21 protein-coding genes and 1 pseudogene are annotated in these 21,447 nt (G+C 72.5%); 11 read left to right on the top strand and 11 right to left on the bottom strand.

Annotated elements, in window-relative coordinates; all coding sequences use genetic code 11:
- Nucleotides 1-84: 84 nt before the first annotated feature.
- The 3 genes from tadA to ABZY91_RS25175 all read right to left on the bottom strand — a co-directional run bounded on the left by tadA (nt 85) and on the right by ABZY91_RS25175 (nt 1,680).
- On the bottom strand, nt 85-594 hold the full coding sequence (gene tadA, locus ABZY91_RS25185; RefSeq protein ID WP_329884942.1) for a tRNA adenosine(34) deaminase TadA: 510 nt from the start codon (nt 592-594) through the stop codon (nt 85-87).
- Between the two features lie 57 nt (nt 595-651).
- Nucleotides 652-1,200, bottom strand: coding sequence for a hypothetical protein (locus ABZY91_RS25180; RefSeq protein ID WP_355405343.1), 549 nt, complete (start codon nt 1,198-1,200; stop codon nt 652-654).
- A gap of 243 nt (nt 1,201-1,443) precedes the next feature.
- Nucleotides 1,444-1,680 (bottom strand): hypothetical protein, encoded by a 237-nt coding sequence (locus ABZY91_RS25175; RefSeq protein WP_329884944.1) that lies wholly within the window; start codon nt 1,678-1,680, stop codon nt 1,444-1,446.
- A 173-nt stretch (nt 1,681-1,853) separates the two neighbouring features.
- Between ABZY91_RS25175 and upp the strand changes: the two genes are divergently transcribed.
- On the top strand, nt 1,854-2,489 hold the full coding sequence (gene upp / locus ABZY91_RS25170; protein ID WP_329884945.1) for a uracil phosphoribosyltransferase: 636 nt from the start codon (nt 1,854-1,856) through the stop codon (nt 2,487-2,489).
- A 92-nt stretch (nt 2,490-2,581) separates the two neighbouring features.
- Here the strand turns inward: upp and ABZY91_RS25165 are convergent, their stop codons facing one another.
- Both ABZY91_RS25165 and ABZY91_RS25160 read right to left on the bottom strand, forming a co-directional pair.
- A complete protein-coding gene (locus tag ABZY91_RS25165) occupies nt 2,582-3,253 on the bottom strand; it encodes a LytR C-terminal domain-containing protein (protein WP_329885014.1) in 672 nt (223 codons plus the stop codon).
- Nucleotides 3,254-3,553: 300 nt separating this feature from the next.
- Nucleotides 3,554-3,850, bottom strand: a complete 297-nt coding sequence (locus tag ABZY91_RS25160) for a type II toxin-antitoxin system VapB family antitoxin (protein WP_030061387.1) — start codon at nt 3,848-3,850, stop codon at nt 3,554-3,556.
- A gap of 147 nt (nt 3,851-3,997) precedes the next feature.
- Here ABZY91_RS25160 and ABZY91_RS25155 point away from each other — a divergent pair, with 147 nt between their 5' ends.
- Nucleotides 3,998-5,680 carry a helicase HerA-like domain-containing protein gene (locus tag ABZY91_RS25155; protein ID WP_355405342.1) on the top strand — a complete coding sequence of 561 codons (1,683 nt, stop codon included), beginning with the start codon at nt 3,998-4,000 and terminating at the stop codon, nt 5,678-5,680.
- 61 nt (nt 5,681-5,741) lie between these two features.
- Here the strand turns inward: ABZY91_RS25155 and ABZY91_RS25150 are convergent, their stop codons facing one another.
- Together ABZY91_RS25150 and ABZY91_RS25145 are read right to left on the bottom strand one after the other, a co-directional pair.
- Complete coding sequence (locus ABZY91_RS25150) at nt 5,742-6,905, bottom strand: hypothetical protein (RefSeq protein WP_355405341.1); 1,164 nt, start codon at nt 6,903-6,905, stop codon at nt 5,742-5,744.
- 90 nt (nt 6,906-6,995) lie between these two features.
- Nucleotides 6,996-7,652 (bottom strand): rhomboid family intramembrane serine protease, encoded by a 657-nt coding sequence (locus tag ABZY91_RS25145; RefSeq protein WP_355405340.1) that lies wholly within the window; start codon nt 7,650-7,652, stop codon nt 6,996-6,998.
- 115 nt (nt 7,653-7,767) lie between these two features.
- On the opposite strand from ABZY91_RS25145, the gene ABZY91_RS25140 reads away from it, so the two are divergent.
- A complete protein-coding gene (locus ABZY91_RS25140) occupies nt 7,768-8,286 on the top strand; it encodes a YbhB/YbcL family Raf kinase inhibitor-like protein (protein WP_355405339.1) in 519 nt (172 codons plus the stop codon).
- 152 nt (nt 8,287-8,438) lie between these two features.
- Here ABZY91_RS25140 and ABZY91_RS25135 read toward each other — a convergent pair whose 3' ends face one another.
- Nucleotides 8,439-9,407 (bottom strand): YafY family protein, encoded by a 969-nt coding sequence (locus ABZY91_RS25135; RefSeq protein ID WP_355405338.1) that lies wholly within the window; start codon nt 9,405-9,407, stop codon nt 8,439-8,441.
- A 153-nt stretch (nt 9,408-9,560) separates the two neighbouring features.
- Between ABZY91_RS25135 and ABZY91_RS25130 the strand changes: the two genes are divergently transcribed.
- Together ABZY91_RS25130 and ABZY91_RS25125 are read left to right on the top strand one after the other, a co-directional pair.
- Complete coding sequence (locus ABZY91_RS25130) at nt 9,561-11,003, top strand: MFS transporter (protein WP_355405358.1); 1,443 nt, start codon at nt 9,561-9,563, stop codon at nt 11,001-11,003.
- A gap of 277 nt (nt 11,004-11,280) precedes the next feature.
- On the top strand, nt 11,281-11,619 hold the full coding sequence (locus ABZY91_RS25125; RefSeq protein WP_355405337.1) for a DoxX family protein: 339 nt from the start codon (nt 11,281-11,283) through the stop codon (nt 11,617-11,619).
- Nucleotides 11,620-11,726: 107 nt separating this feature from the next.
- Here ABZY91_RS25125 and ABZY91_RS25120 read toward each other — a convergent pair whose 3' ends face one another.
- From ABZY91_RS25120 to ABZY91_RS25110, 3 genes are all read right to left on the bottom strand, one after another.
- Complete coding sequence (locus tag ABZY91_RS25120) at nt 11,727-12,341, bottom strand: HhH-GPD-type base excision DNA repair protein (protein WP_329948774.1); 615 nt, start codon at nt 12,339-12,341, stop codon at nt 11,727-11,729.
- A gap of 189 nt (nt 12,342-12,530) precedes the next feature.
- Nucleotides 12,531-13,085 (bottom strand): class IV adenylate cyclase, encoded by a 555-nt coding sequence (cyaB, locus tag ABZY91_RS25115; RefSeq protein ID WP_355405336.1) that lies wholly within the window; start codon nt 13,083-13,085, stop codon nt 12,531-12,533.
- Between the two features lie 207 nt (nt 13,086-13,292).
- Nucleotides 13,293-14,027 (bottom strand): TetR/AcrR family transcriptional regulator, encoded by a 735-nt coding sequence (locus ABZY91_RS25110; RefSeq protein WP_355405335.1) that lies wholly within the window; start codon nt 14,025-14,027, stop codon nt 13,293-13,295.
- 73 nt (nt 14,028-14,100) lie between these two features.
- Here ABZY91_RS25110 and ABZY91_RS25105 point away from each other — a divergent pair, with 73 nt between their 5' ends.
- The 6 genes and pseudogenes from ABZY91_RS25105 to cyc2 all read left to right on the top strand — a co-directional run.
- Nucleotides 14,101-14,841: an NAD(P)H-binding protein gene (locus ABZY91_RS25105; protein WP_355405334.1), complete on the top strand. Its 741-nt coding sequence runs from the start codon at nt 14,101-14,103 to the stop codon at nt 14,839-14,841.
- A gap of 287 nt (nt 14,842-15,128) precedes the next feature.
- On the top strand, nt 15,129-16,469 hold the full coding sequence (locus tag ABZY91_RS25100) for a helix-turn-helix transcriptional regulator (protein WP_355405333.1): 1,341 nt from the start codon (nt 15,129-15,131) through the stop codon (nt 16,467-16,469).
- 92 nt (nt 16,470-16,561) lie between these two features.
- A complete protein-coding gene (locus ABZY91_RS25095) occupies nt 16,562-17,365 on the top strand; it encodes a toll/interleukin-1 receptor domain-containing protein (RefSeq protein ID WP_329948769.1) in 804 nt (267 codons plus the stop codon).
- Complete coding sequence (locus tag ABZY91_RS25090; RefSeq protein ID WP_355405332.1) at nt 17,362-19,320, top strand: hypothetical protein; 1,959 nt, start codon at nt 17,362-17,364, stop codon at nt 19,318-19,320. Before ABZY91_RS25095 ends, ABZY91_RS25090 begins: the two co-directional genes overlap by 4 nt.
- Nucleotides 19,317-20,639, top strand: coding sequence for a hypothetical protein (locus ABZY91_RS25085; RefSeq protein WP_355405331.1), 1,323 nt, complete (start codon nt 19,317-19,319; stop codon nt 20,637-20,639). Before ABZY91_RS25090 ends, ABZY91_RS25085 begins: the two co-directional genes overlap by 4 nt.
- A gap of 189 nt (nt 20,640-20,828) precedes the next feature.
- Nucleotides 20,829-21,447: pseudogene (cyc2, locus tag ABZY91_RS25080) on the top strand (germacradienol/geosmin synthase Cyc2); the annotation flags it as partial.

Below are 21,447 nucleotides of genomic sequence, written 5' to 3'. Positions count from 1 at the left end.
GCGCGGGGGCCTTCGGCGGTGCGCCGGGCGGTGGTGCCGACGGCGGTGTCCGCGGCGGTGTCCGCGGTGGTGTCAGCGGCGGTGTCAGCGGTGGCCGTCGAAGAAGGCGCGGAGCTGTTCGCCGCACTCGTCGGCGAGGACGCCCGGGACCACCTCGGGGCGGTGGTTGAGCCTGCGGTCGCGCATCACGTCGAAGAGGGAGCCGGCCGCGCCGGCCTTCTCGTCGAGGGCGCCGTAGACCACGCGGTCGATCCTGGAGAGCACGATCGCCCCCGCGCACATGGTGCACGGCTCCAGGGTGACGACCAGGGTGCATCCGCCGAGGCGCCACTCCCCGATCTTCCCGGCGGCCTGGCGGATGGCGACCACCTCGGCGTGGGCGGTCGGGTCGCCGACGGCCTCGCGCTCGTTGTGTCCGCGGCCGAGGACCTCGCCGTCCGGACCGAGGACGAGCGCCCCGACCGGGACGTCTCCGGTGGCCGGCGCCAGCGCGGCCTCGGCGATGGCGAGGCGCATCGGCGCCGCCCAGCGGTCACGGACCGGGTCGGGGCGGACGGGGGCGGGCAGCGGCGGGATCGGGCGGGCGGACTGCATGGCATCCAGTGTCGGGCATGGCGGGCATCCGGCCGTCCGGACGGCGGACACGGACCGTTACCGGACCGCCTCCAGGACCTCGCCGCAGCCGAGCGCCTCGGCGATCTCCTCCAGGGCGTCGCCCGGCACCGCGCCCTCGCCGCTGAGGGCGAGCAGCCGGTCCGGGGCGAGGCCGAACTCGGTGAGCAGGTGGGCGTCGCCGAGCGGGCCGACCGGGACGCTGCCGCGGTCGCCGGACTCCTCGTCGTCGTCCTGCTCCCCGGCCTCGCCGCCCTCCTCCAGTTCGGCGACCAGGTTGTCGAGGTCGCCGAACTCGCTCTCGCCGGCCTGGTCGACCAGCTCGTCGGTGAGGACGGACCCGTAGGAGCTCCGGGCGGCGGCGGCGCCGTCCGACACGAAGATGCGGGGATCCTCCTCGCCGTCCACCCGGACGACGGCGAACCAGGCGTCCTCCTGTTCGATGAAGACCAGGACGCTGTCGTCGTCCTGGGTCGCCTCGCGGGCCAGGTCTGCCAGATCGGCGAGGGTTTCGACGTTGTCGAGTTCCGTCTCGCTCACATCCCACCCGTCCTCGGTGCGAGCAAGCAGTGCAGCGAAGTACGCCACCAGGGACACTCCCAAGATCTCGGTCTCGGCTGTCGGCGCTCTCGGGCAACGCGGAACTGGCCGCCCCCGCGCCAGAGGCGGTCCGCCGTTCGGACCGTCCCATCGGAATCGTGACAGAAAGCCCGGCTCTGCGGGGGGTGTTCGGCAGCGCGTCTTTGCAGGTCGTGTCGGAAGGGTTGGCTGCCGGACGGCGAACGGGGGACGGGGTGGGAAGAGGCATGTGGAGAAGCCGTGGAGGGCTTGTCAGATCCGGAAGGTTCGCATCCGCATCGCTTCGCGCATGCGGCGTTCCTTGGTCCGGCGTGGCTGGACCCGCTCGCGCAGTTCGCGCGCCTCGGTGAGCTCGCGAAGGAAGACGGCACGCCGTTTGCGGCGTTCCGCCTCGGTCTCCGGGCGGTCCGGGGGCGGGCCGAAACGGCCGTCCGACGAGGTCGCGGCCTCGTCCGCCGAGCCGTCCCCGGTGTTCGGGTTGCTCGTCATAAGACGTGACCTTCCCAGATCGGCCCGGTTGATACCACAGGAAGCGCATCCGTCCGGACGTTCGCGGTGCGTCACGGCGTGTCACTGTCCGGCAGGGGGCGGACGGAGGGCGGCGCGCCCGGGTCTGGCACGGCGTGTCGTACGGGCGTCCGGGCGCGGGCTAACCTCGATGCATGCGGACCCACGTCGTCGACCACCCCCTGGTCGCCCACAAGCTCTCCACCCTGCGCGACGAGCGCACCGACTCGCCGACCTTCCGTCGCCTGACCGACGAGCTGGTGACCCTCCTCGCGTACGAGGCCACCCGGGACGTCCGCACCGACGAGGTGGAGATCACCACCCCGGTGGCGGTCACCACCGGCACCCGGCTGTCCTACCCCCGCCCGCTGGTGGTGCCGATCCTCCGGGCCGGCCTCGGCATGCTGGACGGGATGACCCGGCTGCTGCCGACGGCCGAGGTCGGCTTCCTCGGCATGGTGCGCAACGAGGAGACCCTGGAGGCCTCCACCTACGCGACCCGGATGCCGGACGACCTCTCCGGCCGCCAGGTCTACGTGCTCGACCCGATGCTGGCCACCGGCGGCACGCTGGTCGCGGCGATCCGGATGCTGATCGAGCGCGGCGCCACCGACGTCACCGCCGTGGTGCTGCTGGCCGCGCCCGAGGGCGTCGCGGTGATGGAGAAGGAGCTGGCCGGCCTGCCGGTCACCGTCGTCACCGCCGCCGTCGACGAGCGGCTGAACGAGAACGGCTACATCGTTCCGGGCCTCGGCGACGCCGGCGACCGGCTGTACGGCACGGCCGGCTGAGCAGCCCCGTACGTGCGACGAGAGCCCCCCGGCACCGCGCCGGGGGGCTCTCGTCGGTCGACCGGGCGGGCGGCCCGCCGGCTGTCGGTGGTTCAGCAGCTGCCGGTGGTGCTCGGAGCCGGCGTGGGCTTGGTGGCCAGGGCCAGCGCGGCGGCGGCCTGGGTCTCGTCGAGCAGCGCGTTGTAGCTGTCGCCGATCACGAAGTCCACGGTGCCGTCGGTGCGGGCGTCGGCCGTGCTGGTGGCACCGGCGATCACCGAGCCGACCAGGGTGGACGCCCCGGCGCCGGCCGGGCCGGCGACCACCTGGGCGGTACCGGGCACCTTCTTGTCCAGTTCGGCGGGCGCGTTGCCGACCTTGCCGATGGTGAAGCCGCGCTTCTTGAGCTCCTCGGCGGTCCGCGCGGCCAGCCCCGCCTTGGCGGTGGCGTTGTAGACGTTCACGGTGACCGACGCCGGCTGCGGGATCGCCTGCGGGTCGACGGGGGCGCCGGGCGCTCCCGGGGCGGTCGCGGCGCCGTCCGGGGTGGGAGCGGCCAGTGGTTTGCCGGAGGGGGAGGCGCAGGCCTGGGCCGAGGCGTGCTTGCCCTTGCCGCTGAAGATGTCCCAGAGCTGGACGCCGCCGAGACCGATCAGCGCCAGCGCGAGCAGCGCGCCGATCAGGGCGAACACCTTGCGGCTCTTCTTCGGTGGTCGGCCAAGCCGCGGATAGGCGTTGCCGGTGATGCGGTACTGCTTCCCCTTCAGGCCTTGGGGAGTCAACATGCTCACGGTTTGTCTCCCCCTCGTGCCGGGGCGGGGATCGGGTGACGGGCCGGCCGGGGCGCGGTGTCGGAACGGGGCCGCGGCCGTAGTCAGCAGATTAGTGCCGTACGGCTGCGAAGGTACTAAACGATCATCATCTGGAGTATCCCGGCACCCGAAAGGGGGTATCCGGGTGCGAACGGACCGCCCTCCGGGTGGTGACCGGAGGGCGGTCCGACGTCGCGTGAGGGGCCGGCTGCCCCGACATCTCCGCCGGCGTTCCGGTCGACTCCGTCGACTTCTCCGCCGGTGGCCGGTCCGTCATTCCATTTCGAGGACACGGGCGTGCAGCACCTGGCGCTGCTGCAGCGCGGCGCGGACCGCGCGGTGCAGCCCGTCCTCCAGGTACAGGTCCCCGTGCCACTTCACGACGTGCGCGAAGAGGTCCCCGTAGAAGGTGGAGTCCTCCGCCAGGAGGGTTTCCAGATCCAGCTGGCCCTTGGTGGTCACCAACTGGTCGAGTCGCACCGGGCGTGGGGCGACGTCCGCCCACTGGCGGGTGCTGGTACGGCCGTGATCCGGGTACGGCCGCCCATTGCCGATGCGCTTGAAGATCACACGGAAAGCCTACCGTTTGGGCGGCGGATGGCGCAGCAGCCGCGGCGCCGCCACGCGCTCGGGTGCGAGCTGCGGGCGGCGGATTGGGGCTGTTTCATGGGAAATGTCGCGAAGGTCTATCTGTAGTTCTGCCCAGGAGTGTGCCCGATGTCCGCTGCCGAGCCGCCGTCCCCCTCTCTCTCCTCCTCCGGCGTGTCCCCCGGAGACGTCGTCCCGGCCGCCGTCCGGGAGATCGCCGACGGCTACGCCTTCACCGGCCCCGCCCTCGACCTGGGTGCGGTGCTGCTGGACGGCACCGCCTACCCGGCCGCCCAGGTGCGGGTGCCGCTCGGGGTGCTCAACCGGCACGGGCTGGTGGCGGGCGCCACCGGCACCGGCAAGACCAAGACCCTCCAGCTGATCGCCGAACAGCTCTCCGCCCAGGGAGTGCCGGTCTTCCTGGCCGACGTCAAGGGCGACGTCTCCGGCGTGGCCGCCCCCGGCACGCCCGGCGAGCGGACCGCCGCCCGGGCCGCCGAGGTCGGGCAGGACTGGCGGGCCCGGGGCTGTCCCGCCGAGTTCTACGCACTCGGCGGCCTGGGCGCCGGCATCCCGATCCGGGCGACGGTGACCAGCTTCGGCCCGCTGCTGCTCTCCAAGGTGCTGGACCTGAACGAGACCCAGGAGTCCTCGCTCGGGCTGGTCTTCCACTACGCCGACCGGAACGGCCTGGAGCTGTACGACCTCAAGGACCTCACCGCGGTGATCACCTTCCTCGCCTCGCCCGAGGGCAAGGAGGAGCTGAAGGGCATCGGCGGCCTCTCCGCCGCCACCGCCGGGGTGATCCTGCGTTCGCTGACCACGCTGGAGAACGAGGGCGCCGGCGCGTTCTTCGGCGAACCGGAGTTCGACACCGCCGAACTGCTGCGGACCGTGGAGGGGGGCGGCTCCGGCCCGGAGGGCGGAGGAGGCCGGGGCATGGTGTCGGTGCTGGAACTGCCGGCGGTGCAGGACCGGCCGCGGCTGTTCTCCACCTTCCTGATGTGGCTGCTGGCCGACCTCTACCAGGAGCTGCCCGAGGTGGGCGACCTCGACCGGCCCAAGCTGGTCTTCTTCTTCGACGAGGCGCACCTGTTGTTCAGGGGCGCGTCCAAGGCCTTCCTGGAGGCGATCACCCAGACCGTCCGGCTGATCCGGTCGAAGGGGGTCGGGATCTTCTTCGTCACCCAGACGCCGAAGGACGTCCCGGCCGACGTGCTGGCGCAGCTGGGCAACCGGGTGCAGCACGCGCTGCGCGCCTTCACGCCGGACGACGCGAAGGCGCTCCGGGCGACCGTCTCGACCTTCCCGAAGTCGCCCGCGTACGACCTGGGGGAGGTGCTGACCTCGCTCGGTACGGGGGAGGCGGTGGTCACGGTGCTCTCCGAGAAGGGCGCGCCGACGCCGGTCGCGGCGACCAGGCTGCGGGCACCCCAGTCGCTGATGGGCCCGATCGAGCCGGCGGCACTGCAGGCGGTGGTGGACGGGTCGGCGATCGTGGCGAAGTACCGGGACGCCGTCGACCGGGAGTCGGCGTACGAGAAGCTGGCGGCGCGGGCGGCCCGGCCGGAGGCGGAACCGGCGCCGACGGGGGAACCCGACCGGGAGGAGTCACGCACCGGGCCGTCGGACGGCGGTGCGGTGCGGGGCGGTACGACGCGGGACCGTGCGCCGGGAGAGAAGGAGAGCGGCGGGCTGCTCGGATCGTTGCTGAGCAACCCGGCGCTCAAGTCCTTCGCCCGGTCCGCCGGGACGCAGCTCGGGCGGGAGATCTCCCGGAGCCTGTTCGGGACGTCCCGGCGGCGGAGGTGAGCCGACCGCGGCAGCGGCCTCTCCGGGAGCCGGAGGGGGGAAGGGGAGGGGGAGGGGAAGATCAGGCGAGCGCGGCGCCGATCCGGTCGAGCGAGGAGAGCCGCATCAGGCCGTAGTTGTAGAACTCGACCTCCGGCACCCCCAGCTCGCGGAGGACGGCGATCTTGGCCGCGAGGTTCGCCGGGCCGTCGCAGTCCGAGGCCATCGGCCGCAGGATCACCGCCATGTCCTGCGGGCGCACCCCGTGCAGGGCGAAGGCGGCGATCTTCTCGCGGACCGCCTCCGGGGTGCGCGCGTAGCCGAGCGTCTCGATCTGGTGCGCGGCCCCGGCCAGGCCCGGCAGGTCGATGCCGGAGAGCCAGCCGGTGCCCGGACCGCCGCCGTCCATGAAGCTCAGCCGCATGCCGTGCTGCTCCGCCGCCCCGGCGACCTCGGCGGCCAGCGAGGTCACGGTCGCGGCGGAGGCGTCCACGTAGGCGGCGACGGCGCCACCGGCCAGCTCGTCCAGCGCCGCGGGCTCGGCGGCGGCCGCGTCGTCGGCCAGCCGGCGGCGCAGCTCGGTCCGGACCGCCCCGGCCACCTCGTCCGCCGGTACGCCCGCGCGGACGGCGGCGGCGCGGCAGTGGTCGCAGAAGCAGAGGCCGAGCAGCGCCTCGGCGGCCGGGCCCAGCTCCTCGAAGTAACGCTCGTGGTGGTAACCGTGGCGCAGGCCGTGGAAGTGCAGCGACTCGGCCCGGATCGCGTCCACGCCGTACCGGGCCAGCTCGGCGACCAGGGAGACGGCGTACTCGCGGACCTCCGGATTGGCCGGACAGAGCTCGGTGAGGTGCCGGTCGCCGAAGGCGTTGGCCGGGGCGCAGTCCGGGTGCTCGAAGCCGAGCCGGTCGTTGTGGCAGAAGACCGTCCAGGCGTGGAGCTTCATGCCCCGGCGGCCGGCCTCGGCGGCGGCCTCGGCGAACGGGTCGCGGTCGCCGATCGCGGTGGACGCGACGGGCCGCAGCCGCCGTCCGGACCAGAGGGCCGGGTCGGGGCGGAAGTAGGCGGCGCCCGGCTCCAGGTAGCGGATCACCCGGCGCGGGTTGTGCGGGAAGACGTCGCGGGCCTCGTGGTAGACCGACGCGAGGGTGACGCCGCCGACCCCGGCCCGGTCGGTGAGGTTGCCGAAGAAGGTGTCGGCCCCCTCGTCGATCAGGTCGGTGGCGAAGGCGAGGACGGACGACTCCACGGTGCGGCTCCGGAGCAGGGGGCAAGGTGCCTGCTCACGCTAACCGCAGTGAGGGGAATGGTCTATACCTGACGTGACCGGCCGGTACGGCTAGATGCCCAGGTCGTCGAGTTCCCTGAGCAGGGCGGAGCCGGGTCCGGCGGGTGCGGGCGCGGGGGCGGCAGCCGTCTTCGGGGCCCGGTCTCGCAGCAGCCAGGCGCCGGCGAGCCCGCCGATCAGACCGCCGAGGTGGCCGAGCCAGCTGACTCCCTGGGCGCTCGGCAGGACACCCAGCAGGAGGTACGAGTACAGCGCGCCGACGACCACGCCGATGGCGGTGTCCACCAGGTTGCGGTCGAAGATCCCGCGCAGCACCACGTAGCCGAAGTACCCGTAGACCAGGCCGCTGGCCCCGGCCGTCACGGCGTCCGGGCGCTCGAAGAGCCAGACGGTGAGCCCGCCGGCGACCACGATCAGCAGCGTCGCGAGCAGGAACCGCTTGACCCCCCGGTACGCGGAGAGGAAGCCGAAGGCGAACAGCGGCCAGGAGTTCGCCTGGATGTGGTCCCAGCCGAAGTGCAGCAGCGGCATGGTGAACACGTCCGGCAGCTCGTCCAGCCGTCCGGAGCTCATGCCGTACTCGTAGGAGAGCCGGTAGTCGTCGAGCCAGTTCGCCACCTGGACGGCCCAGATGACGGCCAGTACGCCGAGCATCGTGAACAGTGCGAGGCGGGAGTCGCGGAGCAGACGGGCGAATCGCGGGGCCATGACTCCGACTGTAGGGCCGGGCCACCGCCGCGGACACCCCACTAAGGTGAATCGCGTCGATCAACCCGCGCCCCGGTCGGGGCCGTTCCCGGCTCGTCGAGAGGTGACCCGCCCCATGAGTGTTCGTCCCCCGCTTCCGTACGAGTTCCTTCCGCAGGTCCCGTCCTTCGAGCTGACCAGCGAGGACATCACCGAAGGCGGCACGCTGGCCGAGGAGTTCATCCACGCCGGGGGCAACCTCTCGCCGCAGCTGGCGTGGTCCGGCCTGCCCGAGGGCACCCGGTCGATCGCCGTCACCTGCTACGACCCGGACGCGCCGACCGGCTCCGGTTGGTGGCACTGGCTGGCCCTCGGCCTGCCCGCCGACACGACCGGCCTGCCGCGCGGCGCCGGCTCCTCGGACGCCGACCTGCCGGGCGGGAACTCCTTCCACGGCCGCAACGACTTCCCCGGCAACAAGTACGACGGTGCCGCCCCGCCGCCCGGCGCGGCCCACCGCTACGCCTTCGCGGTGCACGCGCTGGACGTGGACGCCCTGGACGTCGCCGCCGACCTCCCGCCGGCCCAGATCGGCTTCAACATCACCTTCCACACCCTGGCCCGCGCGGTGCTCACCGCCGAGTACGGGATCTGAGCGGTCTTCCGTTCCGTCCTGTTCTCCCTGCTGTTGCTGTTGCTGTTGCTGTTGCTGTGCTGTCGCCGCCGTCCGCTCGTCTGCGGGCGGCGGCGTTCCGCGTTCCGGCGGCTCCGGGTGCGTCGGTGCCCGGGGCCCGGGTGGGTTCGGGGTCAGTGGCCGGCGTCGGCCGCGCGGGCGGCCCGGCCGGCGAGGGCGCGGAGGTGGGCGTGCATCTCGGGGGGCTCGTGCACCTCGAACTCGCAGCCCAGCATCAGCAGGCGCATCGCCAGCCACTCCAGGGAGTCGGCGCGGGAACGCAGCCGGCAGGTCCGGTCGTCGACGGCCTCGACCTCGGAGTCGCCGTTGTGGCTCAGCCAGCGTTGGACCTCGGCGGCGGGCACGTGCAGGGTGGCGTCCAGGGTGTAGACCGGGGCGAGGCGGCGCAGCTTCTCCGCCACGTAGGCGGCCGCGTCCTCGGCGGGGAGCGGACGCGGGGTGAACCGGGCGCCGGTGGCGAAGGGGTCGGCGAGCCGGTCGACCCGGAAGATCCGCCAGTCGTCGCGGTCGAGGTCGAAGCCGACCAGGTACCAGCGGCGGCCGGCCGAGACCAGCCGGTCCGGCTCCACCTGGCGCCGGGTCTCGGCGCCGTCGCCCGCCCGGTAGCCGAAGCGGAGGCGTTCGCGGTTGGCGACGGCGTTGGCGAGCACGGTGAGGTCCTCGGGGTCGACGGTCGGCCCGTCGCCGCTGAGCAACGGGAGGGTGGCCTTGTCGAGGGCGGCGACCCGGTGGCGCAGGCGCGAGGGCAACACCTGGAGCAGCTTGCCCAGGGCGCGGACCGAGGCCTCCTCGATGCCGACCACGGCGTGTCCGGCCGCCGCCCGCAGACCGACGGCGATGGCCACCGCCTCCTCGTCGTCCAGCAGTAGCGGCGGCATCGCGGTGCCGGCGACCAGCCGGTAGCCGCCGATCGGGCCCATGGTGGCCTCGACCGGGTAGCCGAGCTCCCGGAGCCGGTCGATGTCGCGGCGGATGGTGCGGGGGCTGACGTCGAGGCGCCCGGCCAGTTCGCTGCCGGGCCACTCACGGGGGGTCTGGAGGAGGGAGAGCAGGCTCAGGAGTCGTGCCGGAGTGTCGGTCATGGCATCCAGGGTGCCGGAAGTCCAGGACAGGACCTGGCCTAGATGCCTCCTAATGTCGTCGACGTGTGGAGGAACGGCGACGAGGAGCAGGCAGTGGGTACGGTTTCGGACCGGGCGGCGGACCGGCGGAGGTGGATCGCGTTGGCGATCGTGATGACGGCCTCGTTCATGGACCTGGTGGACGTCACGATCGTGAACATCGCGATCCCGAGCATCCAGGAGTCGACGGGAGCGTCGTTCTCCGCCGTGCAGTGGGTGACCGGCGGGTACGCGCTGGCCTTCGCGATCGGCCTGATCACCGGCGGTCGGCTTGGTGACATCTACGGTCGGAAGCGGCTGTTCCTGATCGGGATGGGCGGGTTCACGCTCGCCTCGGCGCTGTGCGGCCTGGCCGGCGGGGCCGAGATGCTGGTCGCGATGAGGATCCTGCAAGGCGGGACGGCGGCGCTGATGGTGCCGCAGGTGCTGTCGATCGTCCATGCGACCTTCCCGGCGGAGGAACGCGGCAAGGTGTTCGGCCTGTACGGCGCGGTGATCGGGCTGGGCGCGGTCACCGGTCCGATGATCGGTGCGGTGCTGACGGAGTGGGACCTGTTCGGGCTGGGCTGGCGTCCGATCTTCCTGATCAACCTGCCGGTCGGCGTGGCCGGACTGCTGCTCGGCCGGGCCTTCATCGGCGAGTCGAAGGCCGAACGGGCCCTGAAGCTCGACCTGGTCGGTGTGGCGCTGGCCAGCGCCGGACTGCTGATGCTGATCTACCCGCTGACCCACGGCCGGGAGGCCGGCTGGCCGCTCTGGGGGTACCTGACGATGGCCGGCAGCCTGCCGGTGTTCGCCCTGTTCGTCGCCTACGAGCGGGTGAAGGCGCGGCGGGACGGCTCCCCGCTGGTGGAGCTGTCGCTGTTCCGGGTCAAGAGCTTCGCCGCCGGGATCGGCGTGCAGCTGACCTTCGGGGTGGTCTCCGGGATCTTCTTCCTGGTCTGGACGCTCTACATGCAGCTCGGGCTCGGCTGGAGCCCGCTGAAGGCCGGCGCGACGGGCATCCCGTTCTCGCTCGCCGTGTCGACCGCGGCCGGGATCTCGGTGCAGCAGCTGGTGCCGCGGTTCGGGCGGAAGGTGCTCCAGGCGGGGGCGCTGGTGATGGCGGCCGGCGTGCTGCTCTACATCGCTGAGGCCGAGCGGTACGGCACGGAGGTCACGCCCTGGCAGATGGCCCTGCCGCTGGTGGTGATGGGCGCGGGGATGGGCCTGATCGTCGCGCCGATCACGGACGCGGTCCTGGCGGAGGTGCCCCGCGAGCACGCCGGGTCGGCGTCCGGGCTGATCAACACGGTGAATCAGGTCGGGCTGGCCCTGGGGCTCGGACTGGTCTCGGTGGCGTTCTTCGGGGCGATGCCGGCTGCGGCCCCCTCGGTCGGGGACGCGTTCGGGGCGGCGTTCGTGCACGCGATGTGGTGGGTGCTGGGCGTGCTGGTGGTGGCGTTCCTGCTGATGTTCGCGATGCCGGCGCGAAAGGCGTCGGGTGGGGATGCCGGTGCGGACACCGGTGCGGGTGGGGGTGCGGCTCCGGTGGCCCGGGAGCCGGTGCTGGTCTGAGCGTCCCCCCCCGGCAGGAGGGCGGACCCCGGTCGCGCGGTGCGGCCGGGGTCCGCCGGCATGTCCGCCGGTGCGCCCGTCGGTGGTGCGTTCCGTCCGGGGCGGGTCGCCGGGGCTGGTCGGCCGGATCGGCGGCCGGATCGGCGGGTGGGGCGCGACGGCGGGGCGCGACGGTGGGGCCCGGAAAAGTTCTTGGGCGCGGCTGTCACACACGCGCGGTGCTGCGGGTCAGGGAAGCGAGAACGCAACGAACACCCACCGCACGAGGAGCCCTCCGATGTCCACCGCCTTCATCGTCGTCACCGTCCTCGCCGCCGTCATGGCGGGCTTCTCGGGCGGATCGATCTTCGCCCGCGCCGCCTTCGTGGTGGAACCGCTGACCGAGTACGGCGTGCCGCGCTCGTGGTGGAACTGGCTCGGCGCGGCCAAGGCCGCCGGGGCGCTGGGGCTGCTGGTCGGCCTGTTCGTACCGGTCGTCGGGGTGCTGGCGGCAACCGGCCTGGTGCTCTACTTCGGCGGCGCCGTCATCACGGTGGTCCGCGCCCGCTCCTACGCCCACGTCGCCTTCCCGCTCGTCTACCTGGCGCCGGCGGCTGCCTCACTGCTGCTGATCTGAGCGGTGCGGCGGAGGAATTCCGTCACCGCCGGTGGCCCGGCACTCGCATCGGAGTGCCGGGCCACCGGCGGTGATTGACATTCAGAACTACTGGGACGTGCGGGTGTTCAGGCCCGGACCTTGGCCTTCGCGTCGGCCGCCACCTTGGCCTCCTTGGCGACCCGCTTCACCTCCTGTTTGTGGGCGCGGACCTGCTCCAGGGACTCCGGGCCGGTGATGTCGGCGACCGAGTGGAAGGCCCCCTCCTCGCCGTACGTACCCGCCGCCTCGCGCCAGCCGTCCGGCTGCACGCCGTACTGCTTGCCGAGGAGGGCCAGGAAGATCTGCGACTTCTGCTTCCCGAACCCGGGAAGGGCGTTGAGCCGGCTGAGCAGTTCCTTTCCGGTCGTGGCGCTCCGCCAGAGGGCGGCGGCGTCCCCGTCGTACTGGGCCACCAGGAACTGGCAGAGCTGCTGCACCCGTTTGGCCATCGCCGCCGGGTAGCGGTGCACGGCCGGCTTGTCGGAGAGCAGCGCGACGAACGCCTCCGGGTTGTACGCGGCGATCTCGTGCGCGTCGAGGTCCTTGTGTCCGAGCCGCTGTGCGATGGTGAGCGGCCCGGCGAACGCCCACTCCATGGGCACCTGCTGGTCCAGCAGCATTCCGACGAGCGCGGCGAGCGGGCTCCGCCCGAGCAGTTCGTCGGCCTCGGGCTGTTGCGCCAGCCGCACGGTGACGTTCATGGGGATGACCTCCTCGGAGCATGGACTCGGGTCGCCGCCCAGTCTGCTGGACGGGGGAGGAGGCGACGGCGTCAACACGCCAGAAGGGATGGATTGCTTGGCGCAAGCGGATGGTTCGTCAGCGGAATTGTTTCGGTGTCGACGAGCGGGGCAGCGGCGCCCCGGTGGGGGGCCGCCGCGCGGCGTCGTTCACGCCAGGCCGAGGGCCAGGTGGGGGTAGCCGAGGTGGACCCGGGGGCCCAGTGGGATGCCGAGGGAGGCGATGAACGCCTCCAGCCGGGCGGTGGCGTCCTCGACCGTGTCGGCGTCACCCTTGAACTCGAACTCCACGAAGTCGCCGAGCCCGGCCACGGTGTCGAAGGCGACGGCGACCTCGTCGGCCCGCCACTCCTCGCGGACCTTGTCGACCACGGTCAGTTCGGCGAAGTCGAGGGCGTCGAGGAGGCGGCGCACCGCCTCGGCGTCGGCGACGGTCGTCTCGTACTCGTCGCAGTGGGTCTTGACCGGCTCCGGGAGCGGGTGGAAGCGCTTGAAGTTGAGGGAGGACGAGCCGTCCTCGACGCGGACGCGGAGCCATTCGGAGACCACCCGGTTGTCGAGGAAGTCCCGGTGCGGGGCGTTGTAGTACGTGTCGACCTGGCGGCTCGGACGGCCCGGGGCGGCGCCGCGGGCGAGGAGGATCGCCTTCAACTCCCCGGGAGAGTAGGGGAGTCGGAACTTCTGCTCGATCTCGGTGTACTGCACGACGGGTACCCCCAGGGTGCGGTTCGGGCTCCGGTGGGCGGAGCGCCGGCGCCGCCCGGGTGATCGGTCACCCGTCACTCTCCCATCCGGTGCCGGTCGGCGGCGCCGGTCGGTCGGCTCGTAGGCCGGTCAGCCAAGCGCCCGTTCAGCGGTTCGCTCGTTCGGCCGTTCGGCCGTTCGGCCGTTCAGCGTTCAGCCGTTCAGCGTTCAGCCGTTCAGGCCCAAGGATCGTACGAGCGCGCCGAGTTCCTGGTCGAAGAGCTTTCCGGGGCTGACGGTCTGTCGGCTCAGGTGCCCGTAGACCTCCAGGGAGACCGTGCCGTGCAGGGAGCCCCAGATGCGAAGGGCGAGCGCCACGCCGGCCGGCGGCAGGTCGGGGTACGCCGGGCGGACCTTGGCCAGGAGGCCGGGGTCGAAGTCGGACCAGTCGAAGCCGGGCGACTCCGGCCCGTGGTCCGCGTGGCGCGGGCCGGCGTGCGGCCAGGCGGCGTCGGCCAGGCCCGCGAGCCCGGTGCAGACGCGGTGCGCCGCGTCCGGTGCGGCGCCGCCCTCGGGGGCGCGGTAGCCGGGCACGGGGTCGCCGTAGATGAGCCGGAAGCCCTCCGGATTGCCCAGCGCCCAGTCCCGGAAGGCGCGCGCCCAGGCGCGGATCCGGGTGGCCGGTGGATCGGCGGGCGTGGCGGCCCACGCGGCGTCGACGGCATCGGCCAGCGCGGTGTAGACGTCGTCGATCAGTGCGGTGACGAGGTCGTCGCGGGTGGCGAAGTAGCCGTAGATGGCGTTGGCGGTCATGCCCATCTCCCGGGCGATGGCCCGCAGGGTGATGGCGTCCGGTCCGCCCGAGGCCATCAGGGCCAGCGCGACGTCCTTGATCTCCGCCGTCGTCTCGGCCCGCAGTCGTTCGCGGCGTCCCCGGGTGCTTCTCGTCGTCGCGCTCTCCACGCCGGTCACTGTACAGCGCCTCGTTTCTGATTGCCGTATCAAAACTTCACGCCGTATAGTTTCGCAACGCCGTATGGCGATCATGTCGGACGTGCCGGAACAGGGGAGAGCCATGCACATCGGAGTCATCGGAGCGGCCGGGACCATCGGCAGCCGCGTCGTCACCGAAGCCCTCGCGCGCGGGCACCGGGTGGCCGCGTTCAGCAGGGACGCCGCCCGGATCCGCGAGGGGCGGGAGAACGTCGACTGGAGGAGCGTCGACGTCCTCGACGCCGGCAGCATCGCGGCCGTCCTGCCCGGGCTGGACGTGCTGATCAGCGGTTACCAGCCCGGCAACGCCGCCCAGGACATGGCCGACACCCTGCGCCGGTCGATCGCCGATCCCACCGTCTACGCCACCGCCGCCCGGGCGCTGCTGAAGGCGCTGGAGTCCCACCCCCGCACCCGGCTCATCGTGATCGGCGGCGCCGGCAGTCTGGAGGCCGAGCCGGGCCTCGTCCGGGCCGACTCGGACGAACTCCTGTACGACACCCTCGACGGGGTCGGCCTGCCCCGGGAGTACGCCGCCGCCGTGCGCGGCCACCGGGACGCGCTGAACGTCCTGCGCACCTCCAACCGGCTCTGGACGTACTTCAGTCCGGCGGAGTCCATCGCCCCCGGCGAGCGCACCGGCCGGTTCCGGATCGGTGGCGACCAGCCCGTCCTGGACGCCGACGGGCGCAGTCACATCTCCGCGGAGGACGCCGCGGTCGCCCTCGTCGACGAGGCCGAACTGCCCCGCTTCGTCCAGCGCCGCTTCACGATCGGCTACTGACCCCGAGCCCCCCGCCCGCCGGACCCTCGGCCGGGGCGGGGGCGGATGGGGGGCGCCCCGCGTGGCTTGGTCACACGAAGTGACTTGTCGTCAATTCCCTTTGTCAGCAGACCGGATAATCGTCGAATCGGCAATGGCGGGCGCTACGGAAAGAGGAAACGGGAAACACCGCCAACCCCTGCTCGCCCCTGCCTTCGCGTGCCAATATTCATGCGGAGGCAGGGGATGGGGCCGCTTCCGGACCAAGGTGGAGTCGCCGGTCGGACGGTTTCTGAATGGGGGTTGGCATGAACACATCCAGCGAGTTCGGGCCAGAGCTGCGGAGGCGGCGGCTCGCCGCCGGACTGACGCTCACTCGGCTCGCCGAGTTGCTCAACTACAGCAAGGGCCACCTCAGCAAGATCGAATGCGGCCGCAAGGTTCCGCCACCCGACTTGGCTCGCCGCTGCGACGCCTGCCTCGGCGCCGGTGGCGAGTTGGAGGTACTGGCGCCGTCCGGCACGGCCAACGGGCGCGAGACGGGGGTGGACGGCGGCCCGAGCGGTGACGAGTCCCCGCTGCTCCGAGTCGACCGGGACGGCGTCCGCTGGCCCGGAGGCCTCGGGCGGCGCCAACTGCTCGCGGCCGGGGCGACGTCGGTGCTGGGGCTCGGCGTGGCCGGAATCGGCGCGCCGAGACCTGGCGACAGCGCGGTCGCGGCCGGAGTGATGTCGGACGGAGCGCCGACGGACCTGGCGCCGGTCGGGATCTTCCGGGCGCAGTTCGACCAGATGCGACTGCTCGGCCAGAGCGTCGATCCCGTGCTGCTGCTGCCCATGCTCACGGTCCAGACTCACACACTGCGTGAACTCGCGGTCCAGGCCGCCACGGCGGAGCGGACGGAACTGCTGACGCTGGCTGCCCGGTACGCCGAGTACGCGGGCTGGATGGCTCAGGAGTCCGGTGACGACCAGTCGGCGCTCTGGTGGACGGCCCGTGCGGTAGAGCTGGCCGAGGCCGGCGGTGACCGCCATCTCGCCTCGTACGCGCTCGTTCGAAGGGCCCTCGTCACGTTCTACGCGGGCGACGCGTCCCAGACCGTCGAACTCGTCGCCGCCGCCCAGGACGGCCGCCTGCCGCCGCGTATCCGCGGCCTCGCCGCCCAACGTGAGGCCCAGGGGCACGCCTTGGCCGGCGACCGCACTGCCAGCTTCCGGAGCCTCGACCGCGCACGCGAGTTGCTGGCACGGGCGGCGGCCGACGACGGCACGGGTGAGCCCGTGCTCGGCACCGGCAATCTGGCCGATCCGGCAGCGATGGTCACCGGGTGGTGTCTCCACGACCTCGGCCATCCCGCACAGGCCGCCGAGGTACTCGACCGCGAATGCCCGCGGATTCCCCCGTACGCCGTCCGCAGTCGCGCCCGGTACGGCCTGCGGCGGTCCCTCGCGCACGCGGCTGCGGGGGAAGTCGAGCACGCCTGCGCGCTGGCGGCCGAACTGCTCCCGAGTGTCACGGTGCTGAGGTCGGCGACGATCACCACTGACGTGGCTCGTCTGGCTCGTGAGCTGACCCGGTTCCGTGCCAACCGGGCTGTGCTCGACCTGCAACCCGCGCTCGCCGGGGCGCTCCACCCGCGACAGCCGTAGGGCTGCCGCGCATCGGACAGAGCCGCTGTCCGCCTTCCTCCGTGCCTCATCGGCCGGAACCGAACCCTCACTCACCGGAGAGGTGATCCGTCATGCCCGACATCTTCGTGAACTACCGCACCATCGATGAGGACACCGGCGCCGCCCTGATCGAGCGCGAACTGTCCCGGCGGTTCGGCAGCGAGCGGGTGTTTCGCGCCAGCAAGTCGATCAAGGCGGGCCGGCGCTTCCCGCAGGAACTGCTTACCGCCGTCCGGCGCAGCAGCGTGCTGGTCGCCGTCATCGGTGACCGCTGGGCCGACGCCCGGAGTGCCGACGGCCTCCGCGCGCTGGACGACCCGGAGGACTGGACCCGTCGGGAGATCGTCGAGGCATTCGAGAGCGGAGCCCTGGTCGTGCCCGTGCTGATCGGTCGGGCCACCCGGCTCAATCGGCGGGATCTCCCGCCCGAACTGGCCGAGTTGGCCGATTGCCAGTACCTCCGACTGGACACCCGCAACGCTGAGGCCGACCTCGCCCGGATCGGCGACGATCTGGCCGAGGCACTGCCCCAACTGGCCGAGGCGGAGCGCCAGATCTCGCGGACCGACGGGGAGGCGGGCGCCGGTGCCGGCGTCGGTATCGGCAACGGGCCCGGCGGGTCGGACGGCGGTGTCGTCCGGGCCCGGGAGTACCACCATCTGCAGGACGGCGGAGTGAGCAACGTCAGCAACTCCGGGACGTTCATCAACACTGCCAACGGCCCCTTGCACACGGGCAGCGGTGATCAGAACAACGAGATCCGGCACGGCAGCCGTGTCACGTTCAACGGCGACGGCGGCAACTACATCGAGCGGGGCACGGCACAGCAGCGGTTCGGCGGTCGTGACGGCGACCGCGAGGACCGTGGGCGGTGAGCGAGGATGGAGGAGACGTCCGGTTCGAGACGGCGAACGGACCGGTTCACAGCGGCTCCGGGAACATCTTCATCGGTGCCGACGTCTATCGGGAGCGCAGGACGACGGCCGAGCCTTGGCAGGTGGCGCTGGATCAGCGGCTGAACCTCGCCGAGTGCTTCGTGCCGCCGCCCGGCTACGGGGCGGTGGTCGAGAGGCTCGGGTCGGCCGGTGCGACCGTGCTGTTGGCCGGTTCGCCGGGGGACGGACGCCGAACGGCCGGGCTCATGGCCCTGCACCGGGTCGGCGGCGACGACAGGTTGTTCCGGGAGTCGTCGCTCCCGGGCGACCGGGAGCGGCTTCCCGACCCGGAACCGGGCGAGCGGCTGTTGCTGAACCTGTCCGGGCTGGCCGAGGCGGAGTACGCGCGTGCGGCCGGATTCCTGCTCCGGTGGCGGGGCAAGATCGCGGAGGCCGGAGCCAGGATGGTCGCCGTGCTGCCCTCGACCGACGAGGCCCTGGTGGACTCCGCACTCCACCCGCTGCTGCTGGAGATCGGCAGGCCGAGGGAGCAGGCGGTGCTCCGCCGGCACCTGGTCAGTGCGGCCGTACCGTTCGACCTCGATGACCTCCGGGCGGAGACGCCGCCCGGGCGGCTCGGTGGCCTTGCCATGCGGGACATGCGGCGACTGACCGTCCTGGTGGGGCAGGCCCGGTCGGCCGACCGCCACGGCCGGGGCATTCGTGGGTGGCTCCAGGACACGCTCTCTGCCCTGAGCGACCGCAGCGACGACGTGGCCGTCCAGGTGGCGGCGCTCGACTCGGGTGCACAGCGGGCACTCCTGCTGTCGGCGGCGATGCTGGAGGGCGCGCCCGCGGATGCGGTGTTCCACCACACCGACCGGCTGCTCGCGATGGTCGAGCACACTCCGGACGGCAGGCCCCCGCTGGAGCGCGCGGATCTCGCCGAGCGGCTCGGCAAGTTGCCGTTGAAGGTCGTCGACGGCCGGATCCGGTTCACGGCGCTGGCCTACGACGGCGCGGTGCGAGCTCACTTCTGGACGTACTTTCCGGGCCTGCGAGAGCAGTTCGGCACGTGGGTGGCCGGGACGGTCGAGAAGCCGGTGGCCATGCCGAACGTCGACGATCGGACCAGGCTGGTCGGCCGCTTCACGGAACAGAGCCTGCGCACGGGGGAGTGGGCGTTGCTCCAGCGGCTGGCCGGAACGTGGGCCGACGATCCCCGGCACGGCGAGGAGGCGTACGTCGTCATCCGGCTCGGGCTGGAGGACGAACGGTACGGCGCCGGGTTCCGCGGGTGGCTCTACGACCAGTCGACCAAGGGCGGGCTGCAGCCGAGCGCGGTCCGGGTGCTCGCCCGGGTCTGCGCCGAGGTCCTCGCCCGGACTCACCCGGACCAGGCGCTGGTCCGGCTGCACCATCTTGCGAGGGGAACCGTCGGCAGCGGCGTCACCGAGGCCCGGGACACGCTGTTCGCACTGGTCCGGCGTGACCGGCGGCTCTACCGGAAGCTGCTGGCGCGGGTGGCCGATCAGCTGGAGGCGGGCCGGGACGGCGGGCCGGACGCAGAACTGTTCCTGAGGTTGATCACGCCGGTGGAGTTCGGCACCGAACCCGACGTGGAGGCCCGCTGTCTGCGCGGGGTGGTGGGGTCTGACCTGTCCTCGCGGTCGCGTGCCGGAGTGGAGCAGTGGCTGGCGGCGGCCGTAGTGGCACCACCGGGGGAGGACGAACGTCTGCTGGACACCTTGGTGGGCGTTGCAGAGGGCCGGGCCGAACTGCTCGGCCGGCTCTACCTGGGGGCCTACGCCTGGACCGCCGCCGTGCAGCCGGCGGATGTCCGGATTCAGCGGGCGGAGATGGCGTCGCGGCTGTGGCAGAAGATCGATATCGCGCAGGGCATCGAGCCGGTGGGTTCCGTGCGGGCGCGGCAGAGTGGGGAGAGGACCCGGTGAACTCCATGGAAAAGGGTCGGACAGCGGCGCTCGTCGTCGCGGCTGCGGTGGTACCCGTCGCCCTCGGGTCGTGGGCCGGGTGGCCCGTCTGGCTCTGGGTGGCGCTGGCCGTCGGGATCGCGCTGCCGGTGCTGCTGACGACGGCGACGCGGGTCCGGCCGTCAGTGGGTGTTCCGCCGTACGTCCCGCCGTACGTTCCCTCGGACGTGTCGGCGGCGGTGCCGCCGCCGGCCACGGCGGCTCCCGCCGAACTGCCCTACCAGGAGACCTCGGTGGTGGGTGTGGCGCTGCCGAGCGCCGTGCCGGACTACGACTTCGTCTTCTCGGCCACGGTCTGGTGGCGTCCGGTGCCGAACGGGGGTGGTCTGGTGCACGCCGCGCCGGGAAGCCTGGCGATCGAGACGGTCCTGGCCCGCGCGCGGGCCGTGACCGAACGGGAGCACCCCGGTCGGCTGGACCTCGTCCGCCACCGGCTGGACGGCGTGCTCGGCACGCAGAGCCCCGACACCTCGGGGTTGGTGGTGGCGATGGCCGGACGGGTCGGGTTGGGTCTGTCCGAAGCGGACCGGGACCGGCTGGGGAAGCTCGCGGAGGTCCGGAAGGCCGAGGAGGTCTGGGAGCACGAGCGGCGGTACGAGCGGAGCAAGCGGGCGTACCTCGGGGAGGACGTGCTCAGTTCACCGGGCAGCGCGGTGGTGTGGTGGCTGGCCCGGCACGACGAGGAGGTCCGCGGAGCGGTCGACATGATCGGGCCGCTGGCTCAACTGGCGGCGGCGGCCAACGACCAGGCCGTCGAGGCGCTGTACGAGCATCTGGTGCCTCGGCCGGGGTCGCAGGCGATCCCGTTCCTGGACGATGTCGCCCCCGGGGCCGGTGACGGTCGCGGTGAGGGGCCTGAGGAGAGCGGCGGAGGTGTGTCGCCGTCCGGGCGTGCGGGCCCGGGCGGGCCGGGGCGGGGGCCGTCGGTGATCGGGCCGTTGAGCGAGTTGATGAACGACGTCGCCTTGGCGGACGAGGCCGAACGCCTCGTCTTCACGCACCGGGTGGCCCGGTTGGCCGAGGCGGTGGGCCGGCCGGAGGCGGCGGCGTTGATCCTGGAGAGTCTCGGCGGGCCCGGCCCGGCAGCGCCGGATCCGGCACCGGACTCGGCGGCGGGCTTCGCCCCGGGGCGGATCCGTCCTGTCGAGGCCGACGGCGACGACGGCGACGGCGAGGACGACGAGGACTTGGTGACCGCCGTCTGGGAAGCGGGACCGGGGGCGTCGGGGCCGGGGCCGGTGGCACATGACTGGGGTGGGGCCGATCAGTCGTACAGGTGATCCAGTGCGGGGGTGGTTTTTGGGCGGGTGTTCGAACCGGTCGGGTTATCTCATATGACTGTTCCTGTTCGTCGGTCGAGATCGTCGGTGACGGGTAATGCTGAGCCGACCGGGTGGCGGCGCCGTGCAACGGAGCTCCGTTTCGTCGTGCCGGTCGGCCCCGTCGACGCGTCCAGAAAGGCTCGCCCGGTGACACAGCCGTTCGAACTGCCGTCCTTCTACGTGCCGCACCCGGCGCGTCTCAGCCCCCATCTCGAACAGGCCCGGGTCCACTCCCGCGAGTGGGCCCGGGAGATGGGCATGCTGGAGGGATCGGGCATCTGGACCCAGGCCGACCTGGACGCCCACGACTACGGACTGCTCTGCGCCTACACCCACCCCGACGCCTCCGCCGAGGCGTTGTCACTGGTCACGGACTGGTACGTCTGGGTGTTCTTCTTCGACGACCACTTCCTGGAGATCTACAAGCGCACCAACGACCGGAAGGGCGGCAAGGCGTACCTGGACCGGCTGCCGCTCTTCATGCCGGCCGACCCGGGTGCCTCGCTGCCCGAGCCGACCAACCCGGTCGAGGCCGGCCTGGCCGACCTCTGGCGTCGCACCGTGCCGTCGATGGGCGAGGACTGGCGGGTCCGGTTCGCGGAGAGCACCCGGAACCTCCTCAACGAGTCCCTCTGGGAGCTGGCCAACATCAACGCCGGCCGGGTCAGTAACCCGGTCGAGTACATCGAGATGCGCCGCAAGGTCGGTGGCGCGCCCTGGTCGGCCGGGCTGATCGAGTACGCGGCCCACACCGAGGTGCCGGCGG

Source organism: Kitasatospora sp. NPDC002965 (genome assembly GCF_040611255.1).
GTDB lineage: Bacteria > Actinomycetota > Actinomycetes > Streptomycetales > Streptomycetaceae > Kitasatospora.
Note: the sequence above shows the minus strand (reverse complement) of the source record. Positions and strands in the feature narration are given on the sequence as shown.